The 20,828-nt window shown below is 45.6% G+C and carries 14 protein-coding genes; 6 read left to right on the plus strand and 8 right to left on the minus strand.

Annotation, left to right across the window (positions count from 1 at the left end; genetic code table 11):
* Window positions 1-255 precede the first annotated feature (255 nt).
* The 3 genes from ACXQIQ_RS06110 to ACXQIQ_RS06120 all read right to left on the minus strand — a co-directional run bounded on the left by ACXQIQ_RS06110 (window position 256) and on the right by ACXQIQ_RS06120 (window position 8,244).
* Window positions 256-4,635: a S8 family serine peptidase gene (locus ACXQIQ_RS06110; RefSeq protein WP_439299659.1), complete on the minus strand. Its 4,380-nt coding sequence runs from the start codon at window positions 4,633-4,635 to the stop codon at window positions 256-258.
* 513 nt (window positions 4,636-5,148) lie between these two features.
* Entirely contained in the window at window positions 5,149-6,996 is a 1,848-nt protein-coding gene (gene asnB, locus ACXQIQ_RS06115) for an asparagine synthase (glutamine-hydrolyzing) (RefSeq protein ID WP_439299658.1), read from the minus strand.
* 72 nt (window positions 6,997-7,068) lie between these two features.
* On the minus strand, window positions 7,069-8,244 hold the full coding sequence (locus ACXQIQ_RS06120) for a pyridoxal phosphate-dependent aminotransferase (RefSeq protein ID WP_439299657.1): 1,176 nt from the start codon (window positions 8,242-8,244) through the stop codon (window positions 7,069-7,071).
* Window positions 8,245-8,357: 113 nt separating this feature from the next.
* Here ACXQIQ_RS06120 and ACXQIQ_RS06125 point away from each other — a divergent pair, with 113 nt between their 5' ends.
* Window positions 8,358-9,134 (plus strand): carbon-nitrogen family hydrolase, encoded by a 777-nt coding sequence (locus tag ACXQIQ_RS06125; RefSeq protein ID WP_439299655.1) that lies wholly within the window; start codon window positions 8,358-8,360, stop codon window positions 9,132-9,134.
* Between the two features lie 36 nt (window positions 9,135-9,170).
* On the opposite strand, the gene ACXQIQ_RS06130 is transcribed toward ACXQIQ_RS06125, so the two are convergent.
* Window positions 9,171-12,071, minus strand: a complete 2,901-nt coding sequence (locus ACXQIQ_RS06130; protein WP_439299653.1) for an EAL domain-containing protein — start codon at window positions 12,069-12,071, stop codon at window positions 9,171-9,173.
* Window positions 12,072-12,378: 307 nt separating this feature from the next.
* On the opposite strand from ACXQIQ_RS06130, the gene ACXQIQ_RS06135 reads away from it, so the two are divergent.
* A complete protein-coding gene (locus ACXQIQ_RS06135) occupies window positions 12,379-12,762 on the plus strand; it encodes a hypothetical protein (protein ID WP_458025947.1) in 384 nt (127 codons plus the stop codon).
* 48 nt (window positions 12,763-12,810) lie between these two features.
* On the opposite strand, the gene ACXQIQ_RS06140 is transcribed toward ACXQIQ_RS06135, so the two are convergent.
* Entirely contained in the window at window positions 12,811-13,161 is a 351-nt protein-coding gene (locus tag ACXQIQ_RS06140; protein WP_439299651.1) for a YisL family protein, read from the minus strand.
* Between the two features lie 150 nt (window positions 13,162-13,311).
* Here ACXQIQ_RS06140 and ACXQIQ_RS06145 point away from each other — a divergent pair, with 150 nt between their 5' ends.
* Both ACXQIQ_RS06145 and ACXQIQ_RS06150 read left to right on the plus strand, forming a co-directional pair.
* A complete protein-coding gene (locus tag ACXQIQ_RS06145) occupies window positions 13,312-14,532 on the plus strand; it encodes an ornithine--oxo-acid transaminase (RefSeq protein WP_439299650.1) in 1,221 nt (406 codons plus the stop codon).
* 287 nt (window positions 14,533-14,819) lie between these two features.
* Window positions 14,820-15,290 (plus strand): hypothetical protein, encoded by a 471-nt coding sequence (locus ACXQIQ_RS06150; RefSeq protein WP_439299649.1) that lies wholly within the window; start codon window positions 14,820-14,822, stop codon window positions 15,288-15,290.
* Window positions 15,291-15,436: 146 nt separating this feature from the next.
* Here ACXQIQ_RS06150 and ACXQIQ_RS06155 read toward each other — a convergent pair whose 3' ends face one another.
* The 3 genes from ACXQIQ_RS06155 to ACXQIQ_RS06165 all read right to left on the minus strand — a co-directional run bounded on the left by ACXQIQ_RS06155 (window position 15,437) and on the right by ACXQIQ_RS06165 (window position 18,164).
* Window positions 15,437-16,870: an NAD-dependent succinate-semialdehyde dehydrogenase gene (locus ACXQIQ_RS06155; RefSeq protein ID WP_439299648.1), complete on the minus strand. Its 1,434-nt coding sequence runs from the start codon at window positions 16,868-16,870 to the stop codon at window positions 15,437-15,439.
* 85 nt (window positions 16,871-16,955) lie between these two features.
* Window positions 16,956-17,867 carry a fumarylacetoacetate hydrolase family protein gene (locus ACXQIQ_RS06160; RefSeq protein WP_439299647.1) on the minus strand — a complete coding sequence of 304 codons (912 nt, stop codon included), beginning with the start codon at window positions 17,865-17,867 and terminating at the stop codon, window positions 16,956-16,958.
* 12 nt (window positions 17,868-17,879) lie between these two features.
* Window positions 17,880-18,164: a 4a-hydroxytetrahydrobiopterin dehydratase gene (locus ACXQIQ_RS06165; protein WP_439299645.1), complete on the minus strand. Its 285-nt coding sequence runs from the start codon at window positions 18,162-18,164 to the stop codon at window positions 17,880-17,882.
* 197 nt (window positions 18,165-18,361) lie between these two features.
* Here ACXQIQ_RS06165 and ACXQIQ_RS06170 point away from each other — a divergent pair, with 197 nt between their 5' ends.
* Window positions 18,362-20,131 (plus strand): B12-binding domain-containing radical SAM protein, encoded by a 1,770-nt coding sequence (locus ACXQIQ_RS06170; protein WP_439299644.1) that lies wholly within the window; start codon window positions 18,362-18,364, stop codon window positions 20,129-20,131.
* A 25-nt stretch (window positions 20,132-20,156) separates the two neighbouring features.
* Window positions 20,157-20,810 (plus strand): PAQR family membrane homeostasis protein TrhA, encoded by a 654-nt coding sequence (gene trhA / locus ACXQIQ_RS06175; protein ID WP_439299643.1) that lies wholly within the window; start codon window positions 20,157-20,159, stop codon window positions 20,808-20,810.
* Window positions 20,811-20,828 lie beyond the last annotated feature (18 nt).

Below are 20,828 nucleotides of genomic sequence, written 5' to 3' on the forward strand. Positions count from 1 at the left end.
GAAAAATTACTTCGAAAAGTCGATGGCAGTACGAAATTCGATTATAAGCCAGATTCAGAGATTATAATCCAAATTCGAATTTTATAATCCAATTTTCGAATTTATAATCCATATTCCGAATTTATAATCCATATTTGAGATTTATAATCCAAATCCCCGATTTATAATCCCAAAACCCATATTCGCACTCACCACCCTAACCAAACTTCATCAATAAGAAAGCGACTGCCGAAGCAGTCGCTCTCCATTTTCCATTTATTCCTCTGTATTGATGTAAAGCTTTCCTGCCGCGATCTCTTCTGTTTCGTTTCCATAGTCATCTCTTGCGACGACTTCAACGACCGCTCCATCAGCGACCACGTTGGAAGTGGCTGTGTAATAACCAACGTAGTAACCCGGTGACATTTCCATCATCGGAAGTTCCGTCGCATTCTGTACCATACCCATGCCCATATTCGTCAATGGCATATGCACTCGGAAACGCGCTTCCAGTCCAGGCTCACTGTTGAAGGATATCATCACAGATTGTCCTGACTCGAGGTTTTTGTCCGTATCTGGCATCACATTCGAAACCTCGATCGGTCCAAACTTCGCGTGAACCGTGACCGTGCGTTTGATACGGTTACCTGCGTGGTCTTTTGCAACTACCTTGATTAGATTCTCGCCTTCATCGAGCAGGATTCGGTGAGCGTAAGTGCCATCTTCACTCACTTCTGCACGCTCTCCGTTCACTTTTACCCATTGAAGGTGTTCATCATTTACTGTACCTGTCACGCGTACAGCCATACGATTCGTTTTCATGTCATCTTCTGGGCTTTCAATTGTCAATTCCGGTTTTGCTTGATCGAGGATCACCGTAACCGGTGCGGAAGGATCCGTCATTCCGCGATCATTTGCCGCTGTAGCCGTAAGGACATTCTCCCCATCCATCAGCGTAATGTCAGCTGAGAATGTGCCATCTTCATTCGTAGGGACAACCGCGACTTCATCGCCATTGTTTTCGATATGAATGTCGACACCAGGAGCAGATTGACCTTGGACGGTTACACTTTCATTGTTCGTATGCGTTCCGTCTGCAGGTGAGGTGATGACCGGAGCTGTCACTTCATAATCGACAACGGCTCTGATCATATAGTTCCCTTCAGACTCAGGAGATTGAGACCATGCCCCACCGACATATTGCCAGCTTCTTTCTGCATAATCTCCGTCTTCATCTGTCGCAAGACCTGGTGCATATGGGTTCGGTTGAGTTTGCAAATAAACCATATAAAAGTCTCCTGTTACGGTAACACCTTGATCTGACAAGTCTACTTGCGTCCATTCACCCGTTCGTAGTGCTGTCGCATCGATCGGTCCGGCAAGTTTTTCACCAGGAGACCCATCTTCTGCGGCATCCCAGATTTCAACTTGGAACTCAGTTCCGCCTGGGTTCGGCCAGTCCGTTGTCCAGAATCGGAACATTCCACCTGTGACAAGTGCTTGTTCTTTTCCTTCTGGAAGAGACATTCTGACACCCCAACCGTTTCCTGCATCGTAAAATGCGCGTGCATTTTCAGCAGTTCCATCATCATATCCGATTTCTCCAGGATATCCGATGAATGGCTTCAGTTGAGCATCCTGATCGGTTACTTCATCACCTTCGACTGTAACCGAAAATTCTTCACCGTAGTAACCAGATGCCATGATCTTCAACGTATACTCGCCTTCATAGGCAGTCAACGTGTAGTTTCCATCTGCATCTGTTTCAACTGGGGCAACTGCAGCATCCTCGACCAACAAGACAGTCGCGCCTTCAATCGGCTCTCCAGTCTGCTCATTCGTTACAGTACCAGATACAGTACCTTGAGCCATCTCTTCTAATGTAAAATCAGCTTCTGCTTCGCCGTCATCCGGAATAGATACGGATTGCTGCTCTGGATGGAATCCATACGCCTCTGCAACGACTGTGTAATCCCCAGCAGCATGTGTGATCGAATAGCTTCCATCTACAGGACTAGAAGATGTGGATCGGCCACTTTCCAAAATGCTCACTTCTGCTGCAAGTGGAAGTGCAGAAGGTGCAGTATCGCCTTTATCTTTCTTTTTCACGATATCGATCCGTTTGGTCGGCATCAATTCAGCGGGTTCTACCTTTTCTTTCTTCGCTACCTTATCATCCTTCTTCTTAGTTGCATCATCTTTCGTCGGATGGATGTTCTTGCCTTGCTTTGAATTGAAGAGTGTAGCTTTCGATGACGGATTAAGCTGTGTATCACTCAATCGGACATCGTCAATGTACCAACCTTCTCTTAGGACACTACCATCTGAATCGACATTGAAACCAATGTAGATTCGTTGGTTCACATACTCGGATAAGTCGATTTCTTCTTCAACCCAACCATCGCTGACATTATTAAACTCAACGAGTTGCTCCCAGTTCTCCTGGTCTGTAGAAATGACTAGATGTCCGTAATCATAGTTTCTTTCTAAGTTGTACCAGTTGTTGAACTGTAAGTAGGCTGGTCCTTCACCAAGATCGATTGGTGGCATCATAAGTGTCATATTGGCATTGTTGTCATAATCGCCATCCAGGTTCGTTGCATATACGTTTTCACCTGAAGCCGCTTCACCTGGTCCAGATGTAGGAGCTCCCCATTCCCAAGTGTTATTGTCTCCCCACGACATCCAACCGGTTGGCTGGGATTCGAAGTCCGTGGAATATCCAGTAGTGATTCCTGGTAATACAGCCACTTCATACTCATCAGATGTGACCGAATTATTACCAAAATCGTTCACGACCCAACGATAGCTTAATTGAGGTTCCGCAATTGCTTCTCCAGGAATGACTGCCTCGTACGTTCCTGATAAGTAATCGCCCTCTGTACGAACTGCCTCTGCAGATTGCCAGTTCCCATCTGCATCTTCGTATTCGAGCATGACACTCGTCACACTTACGTTGTCCGTCGCTGTCAAGGATAGTGGAAGATCAAGTCCAGCATATGTTTCAGAAGGAGCACTATGCTCGAACGTCGGTGCTTCCGCATCTTCTCCTTCTTTCGTCACTTGACCTTTCACCACTCCAAGACCATTCATGACAGAAGAAACGGCATCAAAAGCATTGACTAAGCCATATCCGTAGCCATTATTCGGTGACTCTGGATACTCTCCATTCGTCATCGGCTCAGCCGTGCTCAGTAAAATCTCTTCCATCTCATCGACGGTCAGAGAGGAATCCACTTGACGTAGTAACGCGACTACCGCGGATACGTGTGGACCCGCCATCGATGTACCGTTCCATCCGCCTTCATAAGCACTTCCTGGTACAGTCGAACGGATGTTGACACCAGGTGCACTCACATCCGGCTTGATTTCATCATATGGAGATGGTCCTTCCAATGAAAAGCTTGCCAGGTTATCATTGATATCCGTTGCACCTGTTGCAAACGATTCAGGGTAGTTAGCTGGTGTGGCAATCGATCCAGGTCCACCCGGGTTGAAAATCGTCGTATTACCCGCAGAGAACTCTGGGAAAATATCGGCTGCACGCCAGTTTTGTACCATCGGACGGTACCATTCATCTAATCCTGATCCGCCGCCCCAAGAGTTGTTGACAACGTCAGGAGCCATCTCAGGATGAGGATTCCCTTCAGCATCCGTAGGTGCGATGATCCACTCACCCGCTTCAAGTAGATCGACATCGGTTCCACCTGCTGCAGTGAATGCTTTGACTGCGATCCACTTCGCACCTGGTGCGACACCGACTTGATTGGATCCATCCGGCTCAGCACCGACCATCGTACCCATCGTATGAGTTCCATGTCCTTGATCGTCATAAGGTGTATCTTCATTAGCCGTAGCGTCGAACCAGTTCATCGCATGGCTTGGAGATCCAGGATTTGCCGGGTCATATCCGCGATACTGCTCCATCAATCCAGGATGATCCCACTGGACACCTGTATCGATGTTCGCTACGACTGTACCGGTACCATCGATTCCCATGTTCCAGACGGCTGGTGCGCCAATGCGCTCCACGTTCCATTCAACTGCGTTCGTCTCGTTTTGGACTTTACCTTGTGTGGATGCTTTCTTCGTTTCAGGCATCGGTTGAAGCTGACGAACTTCATTAGGTAAAACTTTCGCTACCTCTGGAAATGCAGCGAGTTGTTCCATCACTTCTTTATTGGCAGTAACGGCCATCGCATTTACGATGAAGAAAGATTGATAATCTTTCACCGCTTTGTTCGTTTTTTGTTTGTCGAGGAACTGTTTCACGTTTCCTTGTGTTCCGATTGCTGTTGAACGAAGTGCAGATACAACAGCTGAACGTTGTGCCAACTCTTTTTTATATGGAGTCAACTTCTGCTTTTCAGCCTTATCAACTGCGTTTTTCGCAACTTTTTTCGTATCGACTTGTTCGTTGAATTTGATGAAGAAGGTGACTTGTTCTTGATCTTTGAATTGAGTCTCCAGCTTTTCGCTTACTTTTTGGGATAGGGCTTCTTGTTTGAAGGAAGTGTTCACAGATTGACTCGGCACATGATCCGTTGCTGTTCTGGCATTAGCAGTTGGAGCTAGAAATGTTGAAATGAGTAAAATCATCGCTGTTACGATTGCGAATACACGCTGATTCGTCCAAAATCTCCGATACTGTTCCATATTTCCCCTCCTAAAAGTTTTGTTTCACGATGAAAACGTAAAAACTTTCCTCCTTCCGTGTCGAATTTGATATGTACGACTCCCTTGATGTTGAAACCATCATAATGGAATTTCTACAAGAATTTAATACTAATAACAGAATTTTCTAAAAATAAAGAAATGGTAATGTTTGGTCGATAAATTTTGCTTGGGACTTTCCTCATGAAGAAAGTGATGTAATACGAAAGAATAATCCGTAGTACCAAAGGATTGTACTATTTACTACTTTTGTATTAGTTGGTGAATAGTAGAATCCTGTCAACGTTCGCTGTATCATTAGTCCGACGAATTCTAAATTATTGTCGTAATTTCAGATAATCTGCTGTCAAAATACGTTAATTTCACCCATAGTCCCAATGAAAAAAACTTAAACCACCAACTAACACCTCCCTTCGTCTCACATGTAAATAAATGGGACTAGTTTTGTACAAAAAAAAAAGAAGTCGACCTTTCCAACAGGTCGACTTCTTTAACTTAATCTACGATATTCACATTGTAATCTTCGAGCCAGGTGTTGATTTGAGCGAGGTGTGCGATGAGCTGTGGGCCAGTCATCAACTGGCCGAACCATGGAGTTTTGAATGCCTCTCCATCCGTACGAATGATCTCTTCCACCTTACTACGGTCGACCAGCTCAAGAAGTGGTGCCGAATCGCGCTCTAGAATCGATGATAACCACTCTTTCACCAACCGGGTGTATTCAGGGTGATGCGTCTTCGGATAAGGACTCTTTTTCCGATATAAAATTTCATCTGGTAGCACACCTTCCAATGCTTTCCGTAAAATTCCCTTCTCGCGACCTTCTAGGAACTTCATCTCCCATGGGATGTTCCACGCATAATCGACGATCCGGTGGTCAGCGAACGGGACACGAACTTCAAGACTGGCCCCCATACTCATCCGGTCCTTCCGATCCAACAACGTCGCCATGAACCAATGCATATTCAGGTAAAACATCTCTCGACGACGCGCTTCTGCCGGTTTCTCACCATCCAAACGGGGCGTCTCATCAACGGTCGCTTGATAACGACTTGCGACATATTCCTTCAAGCGAAGCTTCGCACCCAATTCCGGTCGTAAAATCGACTGCCGTTCGTCGACGGAGTGCATCCAAGGGAACGCTTCTCGCTCCAACAATTCCGGACGGTAAAACCATGGATACCCTCCGAAGATTTCGTCTGCACATTCCCCGGACAATCCGACCGTGAATTGCTGCTTGATCTCTTCACAAAACCAGAGGAGCGATGAATCTACGTCTGCCATCCCTGGCAAATCGCGCATATGAACAGCTGCTTTCAAGTAATGCAACAGTTTTTCATTGTCGATGACAGACGTATGGTGGACCGTTTTCAAGTAGTCGCGCATGATCTTGATCCAAGGGCCATCCGAGTTCGGCTGGAATGTGCTCTTCTTGAAATATTTATCATTTTCCTCATAATCGATCGAGTACGTATGGAGTGCTCCGCGGCCTTCTTGATGGAAATAGCGGGAAGCGAACGCACTGATTGCCGAAGAATCTACCCCACCAGAAAGAAACGTACAGACCGGTACATCAGCAACCAATTGCCTCTCTACTGCATCCTTCAACAACCACCGCACATGTTCGACCGTGTCATTGAGCGACTCATTATGTTCTTTACTTTCCACGTCCCAATAGCGCCAGACTTTCACGCCGTTCACATCAAAACGCATGGCGTGAGCTGCGCGTAATTCGTTCATACCACGATAGACGCCGTGTCCAGGGGTACGGGAAGGACCCAAACCGAAGATTTCCTGCAATCCTTCACGATCCACTTCCGCTTTTACAGAAGGATGGGCGAGGATCGACTTCAGCTCCGAACCGAACAGCAATGCCCCACTCTCCAATTTATAAAAGAGCGGCTTCACACCAAGACGATCCCGCGCCATGAACAGCTTGTTCTCCCGGTCATCCCAAATTGCGAAAGCATAGATGCCGTTCAGATGGTCGACACATGCTTCGCCCCACTCGATGTAACTCGTCAGTAACACCTCGGTGTCACTATGTGACTCGAACGTGTGACCTTTCGAAAGCAGAACCTTACGGATATCTTCTGTATTGTACAATTCCCCATTGTAAACCATCGAATAACGAACATCATTGAAGGTCTTGTGCATCGGCTGTCCTCCGCCTGCCGGATCGACGACGATCAGTCGCGCGTGTCCGAAGGCGGCATGGGGAGCAGTCCAATGCGTCGTGGCGTCAGGTCCTCTTTTTCCAAGCGTAGAAGCCATCTTCTTGATCGTTGCGGTTTCATTGGTCAGGTCGTTTTTAAAATCAATCCAGCCCGTAATTCCACACATGGTTCCCTCACCCTCCATCTCTATTGTCACTTTATGCGTAGAAGATGGAAATGTGCCCACCATATGCGTCTTTTAAGAAAGGTCGATTTGCGCTACCATCCGTTCTGCCCCTTCAATTAAACGCTCTTTGTCACATAACAATCCGACTCTTACATAACCCTCTCCATTTTCACCGAAACCGTTTCCTGGTGCGACGATGACATGTGCTTCTTCCAACAACATTTCTGTGAACGATTCCGACGTATAGCCATCTGGTACGGGGATCCATGCGAAAAAGGACCCTTTTGGGGATTCGACCTCCCAGCCGTGTTCGTTCAACTTCGAAATGAAGGCGTCCCGCCGATCCTCATACAAGGCTACGAGATCCGTTACACATTGCTGCGGTCCGTTCAACGCGGCTGCCGCAGCTTCCTGAATCCCTCCATAAATACTGCAATAATAGTGATCCTGCAAAAGATTGATCGCCTCAATCACCTCGGCGTTCCCGAGTGCGAAACCGATGCGCCAACCCGCCATGTTGAACGTTTTCGAAAGCGTGTATACTTCGATACCGACTTCTTTCGCTCCTTTCGTTTGAAGGAAGCTGTGCGGCTTTTTCCCATCAAAACCTATCGTTCCGTAGGCAAAATCATGGACCACACAGACGTTATGTTCATTCGCGAAATCGATTGTCTCGGTAAAAAATTCTGGTGTCGCGATTCCGGCCGTCGGGTTATTCGGATAGTTGAGGAACATGAGCTTAGCTTTTCGGAGAACATCTTCTGGTATGTCGCTATAAACCGGTCGATACGCGTTCTCTCTATTCAATGGCATTTTATAAGACTCCGCCCCGGCAAGTGCAATGCCAGATTCATAGTCTGGGTACCCCGGGTCTGGAACGAGCGCAAAATCACCAGGATTCAAGAGGCATTGGCTGACCTCTACAAGGCCTGTCTTCGCCCCGAATAACACGGCTACTTCTTTTTCCGGGTCGAGATCGACGTCATACTCTCGTTTGTAATAATCCACGATCGCTTGTTTCAAAAAAGGATAACCTCGGAAAGGTGCATATTTATGATAGAGGGGATTCTCGCTTGCCTTTTGTAGTGCCTCTACGACATGGTCCGGTGCGGGTTGATCTGGATTCCCCTGCCCCAAGTTGATCATGTCATATCCTGCTTCGTAATAAGGTTGAATCTTATCAACAAGTTTTGCAAAGAACTGTTCGGGTAAACGTAATAATGTATCGGAATATTGAAACCGCTTCAATCCTTACACCTCCAAATGAAATTTCACGAAAATTCGAATCATTTATGTTAAAGTGTAATGAGTAAAAAGTAGAACATCAAGTAATATCATAGGACTTTTAAGGGGGCTTACTCATGAAAGCAGCTGTCATTCAAATGAACATTGAATTTGGAAATCCTCAAATCAATTTCGAGCATGTAACGGATCAAATCCGAGAAGCATGCAACAACGAAGCCGATGTCATCGTCCTGCCGGAATTATGGACCACAGGATATGACTTGGAGATGCTGGATCAGATTGGTGACCCGGACGGTGAAAGGACCATTGAATTCATCTCTTCACTTGCTTCCACATATCACGTGAATATTATTGCGGGTTCAGTCGCAGTCCGAAAAGGCGACAAAGTGTACAACACGATGCTCGTCTTCGATCGTGAAGGAGAGGTTGTAAAGGAATACAGCAAAGTCCATCTGTTCCGTCTTATGAATGAAGAGAAATATTTAACATCCGGGAATGAAGATGGACATTTTACTATTGACGATATTCCGGTTGCAGGCTTCATCTGTTATGACATCCGGTTTCCAGAATGGATCCGGAAACATGCCCTGGAAGGAGCGAAAGTCCTGTTCGTTCCGGCAGAGTGGCCGAAACCCCGCACTGAGCATTGGCGCAATCTGTTGATCACCCGTGCAATCGAGAACCAGTGTTATGTCGTTGCGTGTAATCGAATCGGCAAGGATCCGAACAATGAATTCGGCGGGCACTCGATCATCATCGATCCGTGGGGCGAGATCGTTGCCGAAGCGGAAGAAGAAGAAATGACGTTATTTGCGGATATCGCCATCGATCACCTGGATGAAATCCGCACCCGCATCCCAGTTTACGAAGACCGAAGAACAGATCTATATTGAAAAAAAGGGTGACGGAACATTCCGTCACCCTTCTCCTTATACAATGCTGTATTTTCGGTTCAGACTCTTGATCGCTTCAGCTTCAACAGGCCTACTGATATAGTACCCTTGAATCTGGTTGCAGCCGAACTTTTTCAACGTCGTCAATTGTTCCTTCGTTTCAACACCCTCAGCCAACACCGTCACATTCAAGCCTTCACACATCGTAATGATGGCCCGGACAATCGCGGCATCGGAGTTGTATTCTTCGAGGTTACGGATGAAAGACTGATCGATTTTCAAAATATCGATCGGAAAGTCCCGTAAATAACTTAAAGAAGAATACCCTGTCCCAAAATCGTCCACGGAAATCTTGACTCCTAATGCCCTTAGTTGGTTGATGATCCACAAGCTATGATCAACGTCCTCGAGCATGATGCTCTCCGTCAACTCGATATGAAGGTTGGACGGTTGAAGACCTGTATTCTGGAGACACGTCTTCACTTCATCAATGAAATCGACGCGTTGGAACTGCTTGCCGGACACATTAACACAAATCGATATGTCTTCCATTCCACTGTCATGCCACTTACGCGTTTGAGAGCAAGCTTCCTCCAAAACCCAGTACCCGATCTCGTTAATCAACCCTGTTTCCTCGGCTATCGGAATGAAGATGTTCGGCGGAATCATCCCGCGTTTCGTATGCTTCCAACGGATGAGCGCTTCGAATGCAAACACCTCGCCGGTTTTCATACAAATCTGCGGTTGGTAATACACTTCAAGTTCATCCAACTGGGCTGCTTTACGTAAATGATTCTCCAATTCCAGCCGCTCATTGATCTGGTCGTTCATATCGTCGGTGAACAATTGGACACTGTTCCTGCCGATCAACTTCGCCCGGTGCATGGCCAGATTGGCATGCTTCAACAATTTCTCGTCGTCAACTGCATCATTCGGATAGAGACTGATTCCGATACTCCCTGAAAGTACATATTCCTTCCCTTTTAAAAACACAGGCTTTTTGATGACGGACAGTAAGTTGTGGGCGAGCGCCGTAATGCTCTCCAAATCGTCTGCATGCGGGACGAGCACTAGAAATTCATCAGCTGCAAACCGCGCCAGGAACTGATCGTCTGAGATCATGCCATTCATATTTTTAGCAACATGTTTCAGTATGCGGTCCCCCGCTTGATGCCCTAAGCTGTCGTTGATCAACTTGAATTCATCCAAATCGACGACCATGACCGCCACGAGTCCCTTCGTATGCGTCGCCACGTCGATTGCATGCTTCAATCGCTCATGGAAAAACAACCGGTTCGGTAGTCCAGTCAAGCTGTCATGGTATGCAAGCTGCGTAATTTTCTCTTCCGCAAGAATTTGGTCCGTCCGGTTCTTCGCAACCCCATAAATACCTACGACGTCATCGTTTACGATAATCGGCATGTTGGCGACTTCAAACAGGACATTCTGCCCGTTTTTATGCTGGATCACAGCCGTAAAATGTTGCGGTTGATTGTTCATGGCAAGACGGAAATATTCGTGTACACGATTCAGATCCTCTTCATGCAGGAATTCCACGGCGCTCTTTCCGATCACTTCATCAGTCGTGAATCCGAGGATCTTTTCAGTTGTGGAATTGACACTTGTGATGGTTCCTTTTCGATCTACTGAATAAACGATATCCGGATTATGCTCAAACAAGGATTTATACCGTTGCTCCGATTCTTTCAAACTATGATGTAGTTCTTCCAAATCTTCTGTCGATGCTTTAATCAGTTGGGAAAGGGCAAGGATCTCTTTGATTTCAGAGCTCGCATTCGTCGCCCTTTTGAAATCATCCTCATCAATGTAAGCTTCACTTTCCGCTAAAGCAAGGAACGTCAATGCATACGATAAGACTTCATTCTTTCCTTCTTCTTGATAATACTCTCCCGCGGTAAAAGCACCTGTTGTCGGAATCAGATTTTTGATCGTGTTCATTTCATGCTCGATCCCTTTTTTGAAAAACCGTAAACGGGACAAACAGGAATACATGAACAATCCTTCTACAGGCACACCTTTCAACCGATCCGATATGAAGTTGAATGTATTCAGGAAGATACTCGCATCACCACAACCGATGTAAACCGTCGTCCCTTTTTCAATCGGATCAATCACCGTAATAGAGCCATCCTCGTGGAAGTCTTTGATCATGACGGGCTTCGTCACGTGTCCTTGCTTGACCATCAAAGGAAATGAGGATTCGGCACTTTCGATGTTATCGAGCATCTTTTTCCCTAGATATTTTTCATAGATTTCCGTCACTGGCTTATGATCCAGTGTGAGAATGCGTCGATCATCCACCTGGGTCACAATGAATGGACGTCCCGCCGTGCTCCATTCCGTACATGCATGCAACGATGCCGACAACTCTTCACCCGATAGACTGACCGCAACCATGCCAACGTCTATTAATCCTTCGTCTGAAAGGAGAAACTCTTGTTGTTCTGGTCCGAGTGGGACAGCGTTCCCTCCAGCGATCAATACGTCTGGGCATTGAATTTCCAAAGCGTCCAAGACACTCCGGCTGTCAAACGTATGACTGCTTCCGAACAGAATGATGGCTTTCGTATCCTTCTCAACAAGCCTTCTACCGATCTCCAAACCGCAATCATACGCATTTTTATGGTTCGGTAAGCGGACAGCTGTGCCCTCAATACGTGTCCGTTCGAATACGGTAAAAGAAAGAACCGTTCCGCTCTGTTTGATTTCTCTATTAAATGAGGCTTCAATTGTAGCCCCTATGATAACCGCTCTTGGTAGAATCATGGACAATAGGGAATGAAGCCGAGACATCCGAACTTTCCCTTCTTTCGTAAACACTTGGATGAGAAGGTGATTTTGAGTTGAAAGTTCGTTTTTCTCTATGAATTCTATTATTTGTTTTTTATTGCGATACATCGTGGTGTATGTTTTCATTAATCGCATCATTCCTAACGTCTTAATCGGATACCTTACCTCTTAAAATTATTTCTCTACTCTTTTTATCGGCAATTCGACCTTGATTCTACATGTATATACAGGGTGTATAAACTCCTATTTTATCTCTATATTTTACATATATATGTACTTTAGTAGTTCTTTTTAACTAATAATCTTTATTTTAGCAGCATGTTAACGTGGTACTGTCCTATGAATTCATTTTACTAGCGTAAATCCCTCCTTCGGTAAAAATGTTATACTGATATACGGGACACCTCACTTCATGGCAAAGGCTGGAGAGAAGATGAAGAACTTATTATTCGGCATTCTTACCTTAGGATTATTGCTTGGTATATCAGCCCTTGCTGTCAGCCCGGAGCTGACCGATTTTTTCGTCGATGAAGAGAAAGTGGCGGCAATCAATGAGTCCACAGGAACAAACGCGAAAGAGATGAATCCCGATACGATCCTGAACCAGACCGGTTCAGAATGGGAGGCTCTCTCCTATAAAGAGCGTATGGCTTTCGTCCTCACCCTCGTCAAGGGTCTTGAATCCCGTGACATGGGCATCTCAGACCCGAATGAAATGCTGTCCCAGATCGATACATACTATGAAAGCCATCCAAAGGAAGATACGATTGAAAAGGCCGTCATGACCATCTTGACTGAAAAATGGACCTCGGACTGATGTGTCAAGCGCAAAAAAAAGCTCTCCATCGCGGAGAGCTTTTTTTGTTTAACCTAAAACACCATATCCTAAGTATAGGACAAGGACCAACGAGATGAGGAACATGATCCACATCCCTTTCGCTGATGCGCCTTTTTTCGTTTTTGCCAATACCATTTCCATTCCGCCGATGACCCAGATACCTACGAGGACTTTGATGAAGACTGCAACTGCGGTATAACCAGCTGACATGTACGAAACGAAAATCATACCACCAGTGATGATGATCAAGACATAGAACAATCTTAAAATCATACTCGTAATCTTATGTCCTTTCGCTTTTCCTGCACGAAGTAGAAAGTAACTTACGAAAAATAGAATCAGTGCTACTGCCCATGAAGACACATGTGCATGAATCATTTGAATTCCTCCTCTATGAACATTCTTTTTTATCATATCAAAGGGCATAATGAAAGGGAAATAGTTTAAATAGGGCTTTGGGGTGTTTTGCATTCCGGATATCCTTTATAATGAAAGGCGAGACTATAATGACAAGAATGGAGTGAGCACATGAATCAAAATCAAGTAAGAGACCAACAAGGAACTGAACAGATCATTTCAAAGACAGAACAGTATGGTGCAAAGAACTATCATCCACTGCCGATTGTCATTTCTGAGGCAGAAGGTGTTTGGGTAAAAGACCCTGAAGGTAACCGTTACATGGATATGCTGAGTGCATATTCTGCAGTCAACCAGGGGCACCGTCATCCGAAGATTATTGAAGCATTGAAGCAACAAGCGGATCGTGTGACATTGACTTCACGCGCTTTCCATAATGACCAACTGGCTCCATTTTACGAAAAAGTATCCAAACTTACGAAAAAAGACATGGTATTACCGATGAATACAGGAGCTGAAGCAGTTGAAACAGCGATCAAATCCGCTCGTCGCTGGGCATATGATGTGAAAGGCGTAGCTGACAACCAAGCTGAAATCATCGCTTGTGAAGGCAACTTCCATGGACGTACAATGTCAGCGGTTTCACTCTCTTCTGAAGCTGAGTACAAGCGTGGATTCGGTCCGATGCTGCCTGGAATCAAGTTGGTTCCATATGGCGATATCCAAGCGTTGCGTGAGGCGATCACAGAAAACACAGCTGCTTTCTTGTTTGAACCGATCCAAGGTGAAGCTGGAATCAACATTCCACCAGAAGGCTTTTTGAAGGAAGTGCGCGAGTTGTGTTCTTCTGAAAACGTATTGATGATTGCGGATGAAATTCAGGCTGGTCTTGGCCGTTCTGGTAAAACGTTCGCTTGTGACTGGGAAGATGTCGAGCCGGACATGTATATTCTCGGTAAAGCACTTGGAGGCGGAGTATTCCCGATTTCTTGTGTAGCTGCTGATAAGGATGTTCTTGGAGTGTTCAACCCTGGTTCCCACGGATCAACGTTCGGTGGTAACCCATTAGGTTGTGCCGTATCCATCGCATCACTAGAAGTAATGGAAGAAGAGAAGCTCGTTGAGCGTTCACTTGAGCTCGGAGACTACTTCCAGAAGGAATTGAAGTCGATCGATAATCCGAAGATCAAGGAAGTTCGCGGACGCGGGTTGTTCATCGGAGTCGAAATGACAGAAGCTGCTCGTCCTTACTGTGAGCGATTGAAAGAAAAAGGATTGCTCTGTAAAGAGACACATGACACTGTGATTCGTTTCGCACCACCGTTGATTATCGATAAGAAGGATCTCGACTGGGCGATTGAAAGAATTAAAGAAGTGTTGAGCGCAACATAAGTTTGAATATGTAGGAATGTAGAAGCAGGCTGAGTAAAATCAGCCTGCTTTTTTAGTGTGGTTTGAGCTATCATTTCTGATTTTTATGGAAAAACGCGAATTCTCGTCTATAAATTTCATTTTTTATTGGAAATAACCCGATTTTTATGGGAAATAACCGAAAACAGAGCTATAATTGGAAAACTCGTGTTTGATATGAAGTTCTGACACCCTTTTTCTGTTCTTTTTGTGGACAATGGTGAATATTTCTAAGGTAGACTACACATCAATGGGGGTTAGATGTCCGCATGAAGAATATTCGCTTCTGGTTACACGTAGGTCTGCTCATCAGTTTCGCACTTCCATGGGTTAAAATCCCACTCCTTTTGACCACCGTTTCAGTCACTGGTTATCTGCTGCCTTATCAATCGACCCATATCGCTCAAGAGCTGAACAACCTGGGCGTTATCTCTGTTCAGAATGACCAGATGTTGCCGATGTATGTGATGTTGCTCGCTCCAACACTCTCTTTCGTGATCTTACTAGGTATGTTCACCAACCGGCCATTGAACGAATACTTCGATTCAGTCGTCGGATTTATCGCTGTCATGAGCAGCTTATACGTGTTAATGAATACCGGAAATGTCATCACCATCGGACTGTACGTCACTCTTGCACTATCCCTACTACTCGTCGCCTCCCCGCTCCTGAATAAAGAGACGGTACCAGAAACGGTACCAGGTACTGATTTGAAAGTCAGTCCCAGCAAGGGTTCCTGATCGGTGCCTGGCACGGATCACAAACCCAACAATACCAAGGGCTCCCGATCGGTACCTGGCACTGCCAATCATAAATGAAAAAGGATTGACCGGAAGCCGTCGTGTGAGACGGCCCTGGTCAATCCTTTCTTAATGATAGAAATGATTTATTCTTTCATCCCGATGGAGATGTACTTCGTTTCGAGATACGCTTCCATTCCTTCGATGCCGCCTTCACGGCCTAGTCCACTTTGCTTCATTCCGCCAAATGGGGCTTGCGCAGCAGACGGTAATCCATCGTTCCAGCCGACGATACCGTAATCGAGCGCTTCTACTACCTTCATTCCTCGGCTGTAATTTTCACTGAATACATATGCAGCTAACCCGAAAGGCGTCATGTTCGCATATTTGACGGCTTCTTCATCCGTCTTCACCTTTTGGATCGGTGCAACGGGTCCAAAGGTTTCTTCATTCATGATCAGCATGCTCGGCTCCACATCAATCAACACAGTCGGCTCATAGAAATACGTGCCGTTCTCCGCTTCTTGCCCTTTTCCGCCGTGCACGCACTTCGCGCCTTGCTTCACTGCATTGTCAACGTGCTTCCCGACTTTTTCATAAGCATCCTTATTGATCATCGGACCGATGTCGGTCCCTTCTTCAAAGCCGTTGCCGACCTTCAATTTCTCCGTCTCTTTCACGACGTGATGGATGAACTCATCGTATATTTTTTCCTGAACGTATACACGGTTTCCGCAAATACAGGTTTGTCCGCCGTTACGGAACTTGGATGCAACCGTCTGCTTGGCAGCGTGCTCCACATCTGCGTCATCCAGCACCACGATTGGCGCATGGCCGCCAAGCTCCAATGACAAGTTCTTCACTTGCTCGGAAGCTTGTTTCATCAGTAGTTTTCCGACTTCCGTCGATCCTGTGAATGTAATTTTCCGTACTTTTGGGTTGGATAAAAGCTCTTCGCCGATCTCGGATGATTTTCCTGATACCAGGTTGACGACACCCTTCGGAAAACCTGCTTCTTCACACAGCTCGACAAGTCTCACTGCCGTCAGTGGCGTCTCATTCGGTGGTTTGACGATGAATGTACAACCAGCTGCCAATGCCGGTGCCATTTTCCGGGTAATCATCGCGGCCGGGAAGTTCCAAGGCGTAATCGCGCCGACGACTCCTACTGGCTGCTTGATCACTTGCATCCGTTTTCCATCTTTAGAAGGTGGGATTGTACGACCATACACCCGCTTCCCTTCTTCTGCATACCATTTGACGAAAGAAGCGGCATACTGGACTTCACCTTTTGATTCCTTCAGCGGTTTCCCCATTTCTGAAGTCATCAGCTCAGCCAGTTCATCTTCATGCTTCATCATGAGTTCATACAATTTTTCAAGATAAGCGGCACGGTCGTAAGCATTCAGCCCAGACCAGCCAGGAAAAGCATCGTGAGCCGCATCGATTGCCGAACGTGTCTCCTTCTTTCCGCCACGTGGCACCGTCCCAACGACCTCTCCTGTCGCCGGGTTGATGACCTCCGTCTTTTCCAACCCGTGATCAGACCATTCGTTGTTTATGAAGATCCCTTTTTCCATCAAAACGCCTCCAATTTTATATTGATTGCTGTTGCGTAAAATTAGTAAGTATCGCTACTTTTACAATTCCATTGATGGCATGTCCTTAAACATCATTCAGGACAGGATTACTCAGTTTACCGATCTGTTCAATTTCGATGGTTACGGTATCGCCTGCTTTCAGATATTTCGGTGGGTCGAATCCTTTCCCTACTCCTGCAGGGGTTCCGGTGGCGATGATATCACCCGGTTCGAGCGTCATCGCTTTCGATAGTTCTTCAATCAACTTCGGTATGGAAAAAATCATCTTGGATGTAGAAGATTGCTGTCGCACTTCATCGTTCACAAATGTAGTGATGACCAGGTCATGCGGGTCTGGAATGGAAGTTTTATGGATGACAACAGGTCCGATCGGACAGCTCGTGTCCATGCTTTTTCCGATTAAAAATTGCTTGTGTTTACTTTGAAGATCTCTTGCTGTTACATCGTTCAACAGCGTGTATCCGAAAACATGGTCATAAGCGTCCTCGGCTTTGATCCGTTTCCCGCCGACTCCGATGACGACAGCCAGTTCACCCTCATAGTCGATATCCGATGTAACATCCGTTGGAATCCGAATAGGGTCCTTTGTTCCAATGACAGATGTCGGCGTTTTTGAGAAGAACATCGGAACATCTGGAACGTCACTGGCACTCCCAAGCTCGATTGCGTGATCGAGATAATTTTTCCCGACACAAAAAACGTTCTTGGTCGGACGGGGAATCGGTGCCTGAACCTTGATCTCTTCACGCTTCAAAGTGTATGCCGCTTCCTTCTCCTCATCATGCAATCGTGCTAAGATTTGCTGTACCGTTTCTATAAAGTGCTCTGATTGGAGACACTCCAAGAATAAGGTCGGCATCTTCATGTCATAGTAGGTGGCTGCTGCGTTCAAATCGATGACTTCACCAGGATGTCCTTCCTTCGCAATGCCAATGAATGTTTCGTTATCTGCTTTCAATCCCGTTAAAAATTTCATGATATGTAGCTCCTATCCGTGAACCCGATCAAAGTCGGCAGCCAGCTTGAAGTCGAGGTCTGTCAGTCCCTTAGCTTGCCAGGAACTTAATTTGACCGTAACAAGCTTATAGTCGATTGAAATGAGCGGGTGATGTTGAATGTCTTCAGAAATCTTTGCAATTTGACTGACAAAATCAATGCCATCCAGATATTCCTTGAACCGGTATTTCTTAACGATCCACTTTTCATCTTGAAGAAACCAGCCTTCCAGCTTTTCAATCTCCTTCAACACTTGTTCTTCTGTTAAACGTTCCATGATTGTTCCTCCTTATCAGCTTTCATTTTTACAATAAATGATGAAAGAACTTTTCCCATTTGTAAAACAATCCGCACCCTCAACCCTTTATATACTTCCATTCCTATGTAAAATCTCCTCTTTTCATCGAAGTACCTCATGTTTGGGAATGAAATGTGTTAAAATAAGTTGTTAATAACACGCATGGAGTGACGTAAATGAATGTTGTAGTAAGTACATTAAACGCGAAGTACATACATACGTGTCTCGCGCTCAGATATCTGAAAAGCTATTGTGCACCTGAGTATGATGTGCAAATGGCTGAATACACGATCAAAGATCCTGTCATGAACATCGTAAGTGATCTTTATTCACGAAACCCGGATGTAATTGGTTTCAGTTGTTATATCTGGAACATCGAAGAAACGATACCGATTATTGAAATGCTGAAAAAGATCAACCCGGACATTAAAATCGTCCTCGGCGGACCAGAAGTATCCTACGATGTGCCTCAATGGTTGGAAAGACTCGAACACGTCGACTATATCGTGGTCGGAGAAGGTGAAGCTACGTTCAAGGATTTGCTTCAAGCATTGGAAAAAGGAGAAGATCCGGAATCCGTTGCAGGATTAGCGTATATGAAGGACGGGAAGCCTCACCGATCGGCTCCAAGACCGAAGCTCGATCTGAAAACCGTTCCTACACCATTCCGATTTGAAGAAGATCTTAGCCAGCTATCGAAAAGAGTCACCTACGTGGAAACGAGTCGAGGATGTCCCTATTCATGTGCCTTCTGTCTCTCATCCATTGAAGTCGGCGTCCGTTATTTCGACATTGAAATGATGAAAGAGGAAATTCGATTCCTGATGGCAAACGGTGCACGCACCATAAAATTCGTCGATCGTACCTTCAACATCAGAAGGGAATACGCCTTGGAGATGTTTGAGTTTCTCATTCAAGAGCACCTACCGGGGACCGTGTTCCAGTTTGAAATCACTGCCGACATCATGCGTCCAGAAGTCATCGATTATTTGAATGAGAACGCCCCTGTTGGATTGTTCAGATTTGAAATCGGTGTCCAATCAACGAATGATGCGACGAATGAACTTGTGGAACGACGTCAAAACTTCGAAAAGCTCACGAGGACCGTCACTACAGTACGAGACGGAGGGAAAATCGTCCAGCATCTGGATCTCATTGCAGGACTACCTGAAGAGAATTATGATTCCTTCAGAAGAACGTTTAATGACGTATTTGCGTTCCGGATTGAAGAAGTGCAGCTCGGTTTCTTGAAGATGCTACGAGGAACCGGCTTACGATTACGAGCAGAGCAGCATGATTACATCTATATGGATCAAGCTCCCTACGAGATCCTTGGCAACAACGTTTTATCTTTCGGTGAAATCATCAAGATCAAACGGGTTGAAGATGTACTGGAGAAGTTTTGGAATGACCACCGTATGGATACAACGGTCAGTTATCTGATCGATGAAGTCTTCCCATCGGCGTTTGATTTCTTCCAACAGTTCGGAGACTTCTGGGAAACCCGTGGATGGTCACGGATCGGTCATCAGCTTGAGGACCTTTTCAAACGTCTACACGATTTCCTTGTTCATGAACAAGTGGAAGGACTTCCAATGATTGAAGGCTTGATGAAGTACGATTATTTCATCCGTCAAAAGCATAAACCACGTAAGCCCTGGTGGGACTTTACAATGGATAAGCAGACCCAGACCACTTATTTCCGTTACCTCGTGAGTTCACCAGAGAAAGTATCCAGTGAATTCGTTGAGCTCGGTCTGAATGAAAAAGATTTGCACAAGCATGTGATGATTGAGAAGCTTCCATTCGATCTTGAAGCATTTTTAGAAAATGGTACCATCAAGAAGAATGACACCCTATTGATTATGTATTTCGATCCAAAATCGCAAGAAGCTACTGCATTCACACTCCCTGATCAAAAGATCGCTACGAACGAAATGGTCTGAGTGGAATAATAATAGGAGGACAATTATGGCAAATACCCATACCTATACGAGAAAAGAAGAAATCGTCAATGCCATCACACATGGAATCGGTGCGGTATTCAGTGTCGTTGCGCTCGTCTTACTTGTCGTCATGTCCGCCATGGATGGCTCTGTCTGGCATGTCGTCAGCTTCTCCATTTACGGCGCATCCATGCTTTTGTTGTATACCGCATCTACATTGGTCCATAGTTTTCCAGAAGGAAAGCTCAAGGATCTGTTCGAAATATTCGACCATGCCGCCATCTACATTTTCATTGCTGGTACGTATACACCGTTTCTGTTCATCGTCGTCAAAGGTGCACTGGGATGGACTTTGTTCGGAATTGTATGGGGAATTGCCTTAGTAGGCGTTTTCTTCAAAGCATTCTTTGTGAAAAAGTTCCTCTACCTATCAACGGTCATTTACATCGTAATGGGCTGGCTTGCTGTATTTGCATGGAAACCGTTGATGACGGCATTGCCTACGGATGGCAGCTTGTTATTCATCATCGGAGGAATCCTTTATACAGTCGGAACGATCTTCTATGTGTGGCGTGCTTTTCCGTATCATCATGCGGTATGGCATGTCTTTGTCCTCGCCGGAACAGCTGCTCATTTCTTTGCGATTCTCCTCTATGTACTGCCGATCAGAGTCATGTAAAAATAGTTCAAAAAAAAA

It is taken from the genome of Pseudalkalibacillus sp. Hm43 (assembly GCF_054170705.1).

Bases quoted from the DNA above. Each gene is read 5' to 3' on its own strand.
- ACXQIQ_RS06110 (WP_439299659.1), bottom strand. From the start codon at position 4,635: ATGGAACAGTATCGGAGATTTTGGACGAATCAGCGTGTATTCGCAATC.
- asnB (WP_439299658.1), bottom strand. From the start codon at position 6,996: ATGTGTGGAATTACGGGCTGGATTGATTTTAAAAACGACCTGACCAAT.
- ACXQIQ_RS06125 (WP_439299655.1), top strand. From the start codon at position 8,358: ATGAAAGCAGCTGTCATTCAAATGAACATTGAATTTGGAAATCCTCAA.
- ACXQIQ_RS06130 (WP_439299653.1), bottom strand. From the start codon at position 12,071: ATGAAAACATACACCACGATGTATCGCAATAAAAAACAAATAATAGAA.
- ACXQIQ_RS06135 (WP_458025947.1), top strand. From the start codon at position 12,379: ATGAAGAACTTATTATTCGGCATTCTTACCTTAGGATTATTGCTTGGT.
- ACXQIQ_RS06140 (WP_439299651.1), bottom strand. From the start codon at position 13,161: ATGATTCATGCACATGTGTCTTCATGGGCAGTAGCACTGATTCTATTT.
- ACXQIQ_RS06145 (WP_439299650.1), top strand. From the start codon at position 13,312: ATGAATCAAAATCAAGTAAGAGACCAACAAGGAACTGAACAGATCATT.
- ACXQIQ_RS06150 (WP_439299649.1), top strand. From the start codon at position 14,820: ATGAAGAATATTCGCTTCTGGTTACACGTAGGTCTGCTCATCAGTTTC.
- ACXQIQ_RS06155 (WP_439299648.1), bottom strand. From the start codon at position 16,870: ATGGAAAAAGGGATCTTCATAAACAACGAATGGTCTGATCACGGGTTG.
- ACXQIQ_RS06160 (WP_439299647.1), bottom strand. From the start codon at position 17,867: ATGAAATTTTTAACGGGATTGAAAGCAGATAACGAAACATTCATTGGC.
- ACXQIQ_RS06165 (WP_439299645.1), bottom strand. From the start codon at position 18,164: ATGGAACGTTTAACAGAAGAACAAGTGTTGAAGGAGATTGAAAAGCTG.
- ACXQIQ_RS06170 (WP_439299644.1), top strand. From the start codon at position 18,362: ATGAATGTTGTAGTAAGTACATTAAACGCGAAGTACATACATACGTGT.
- trhA (WP_439299643.1), top strand. From the start codon at position 20,157: ATGGCAAATACCCATACCTATACGAGAAAAGAAGAAATCGTCAATGCC.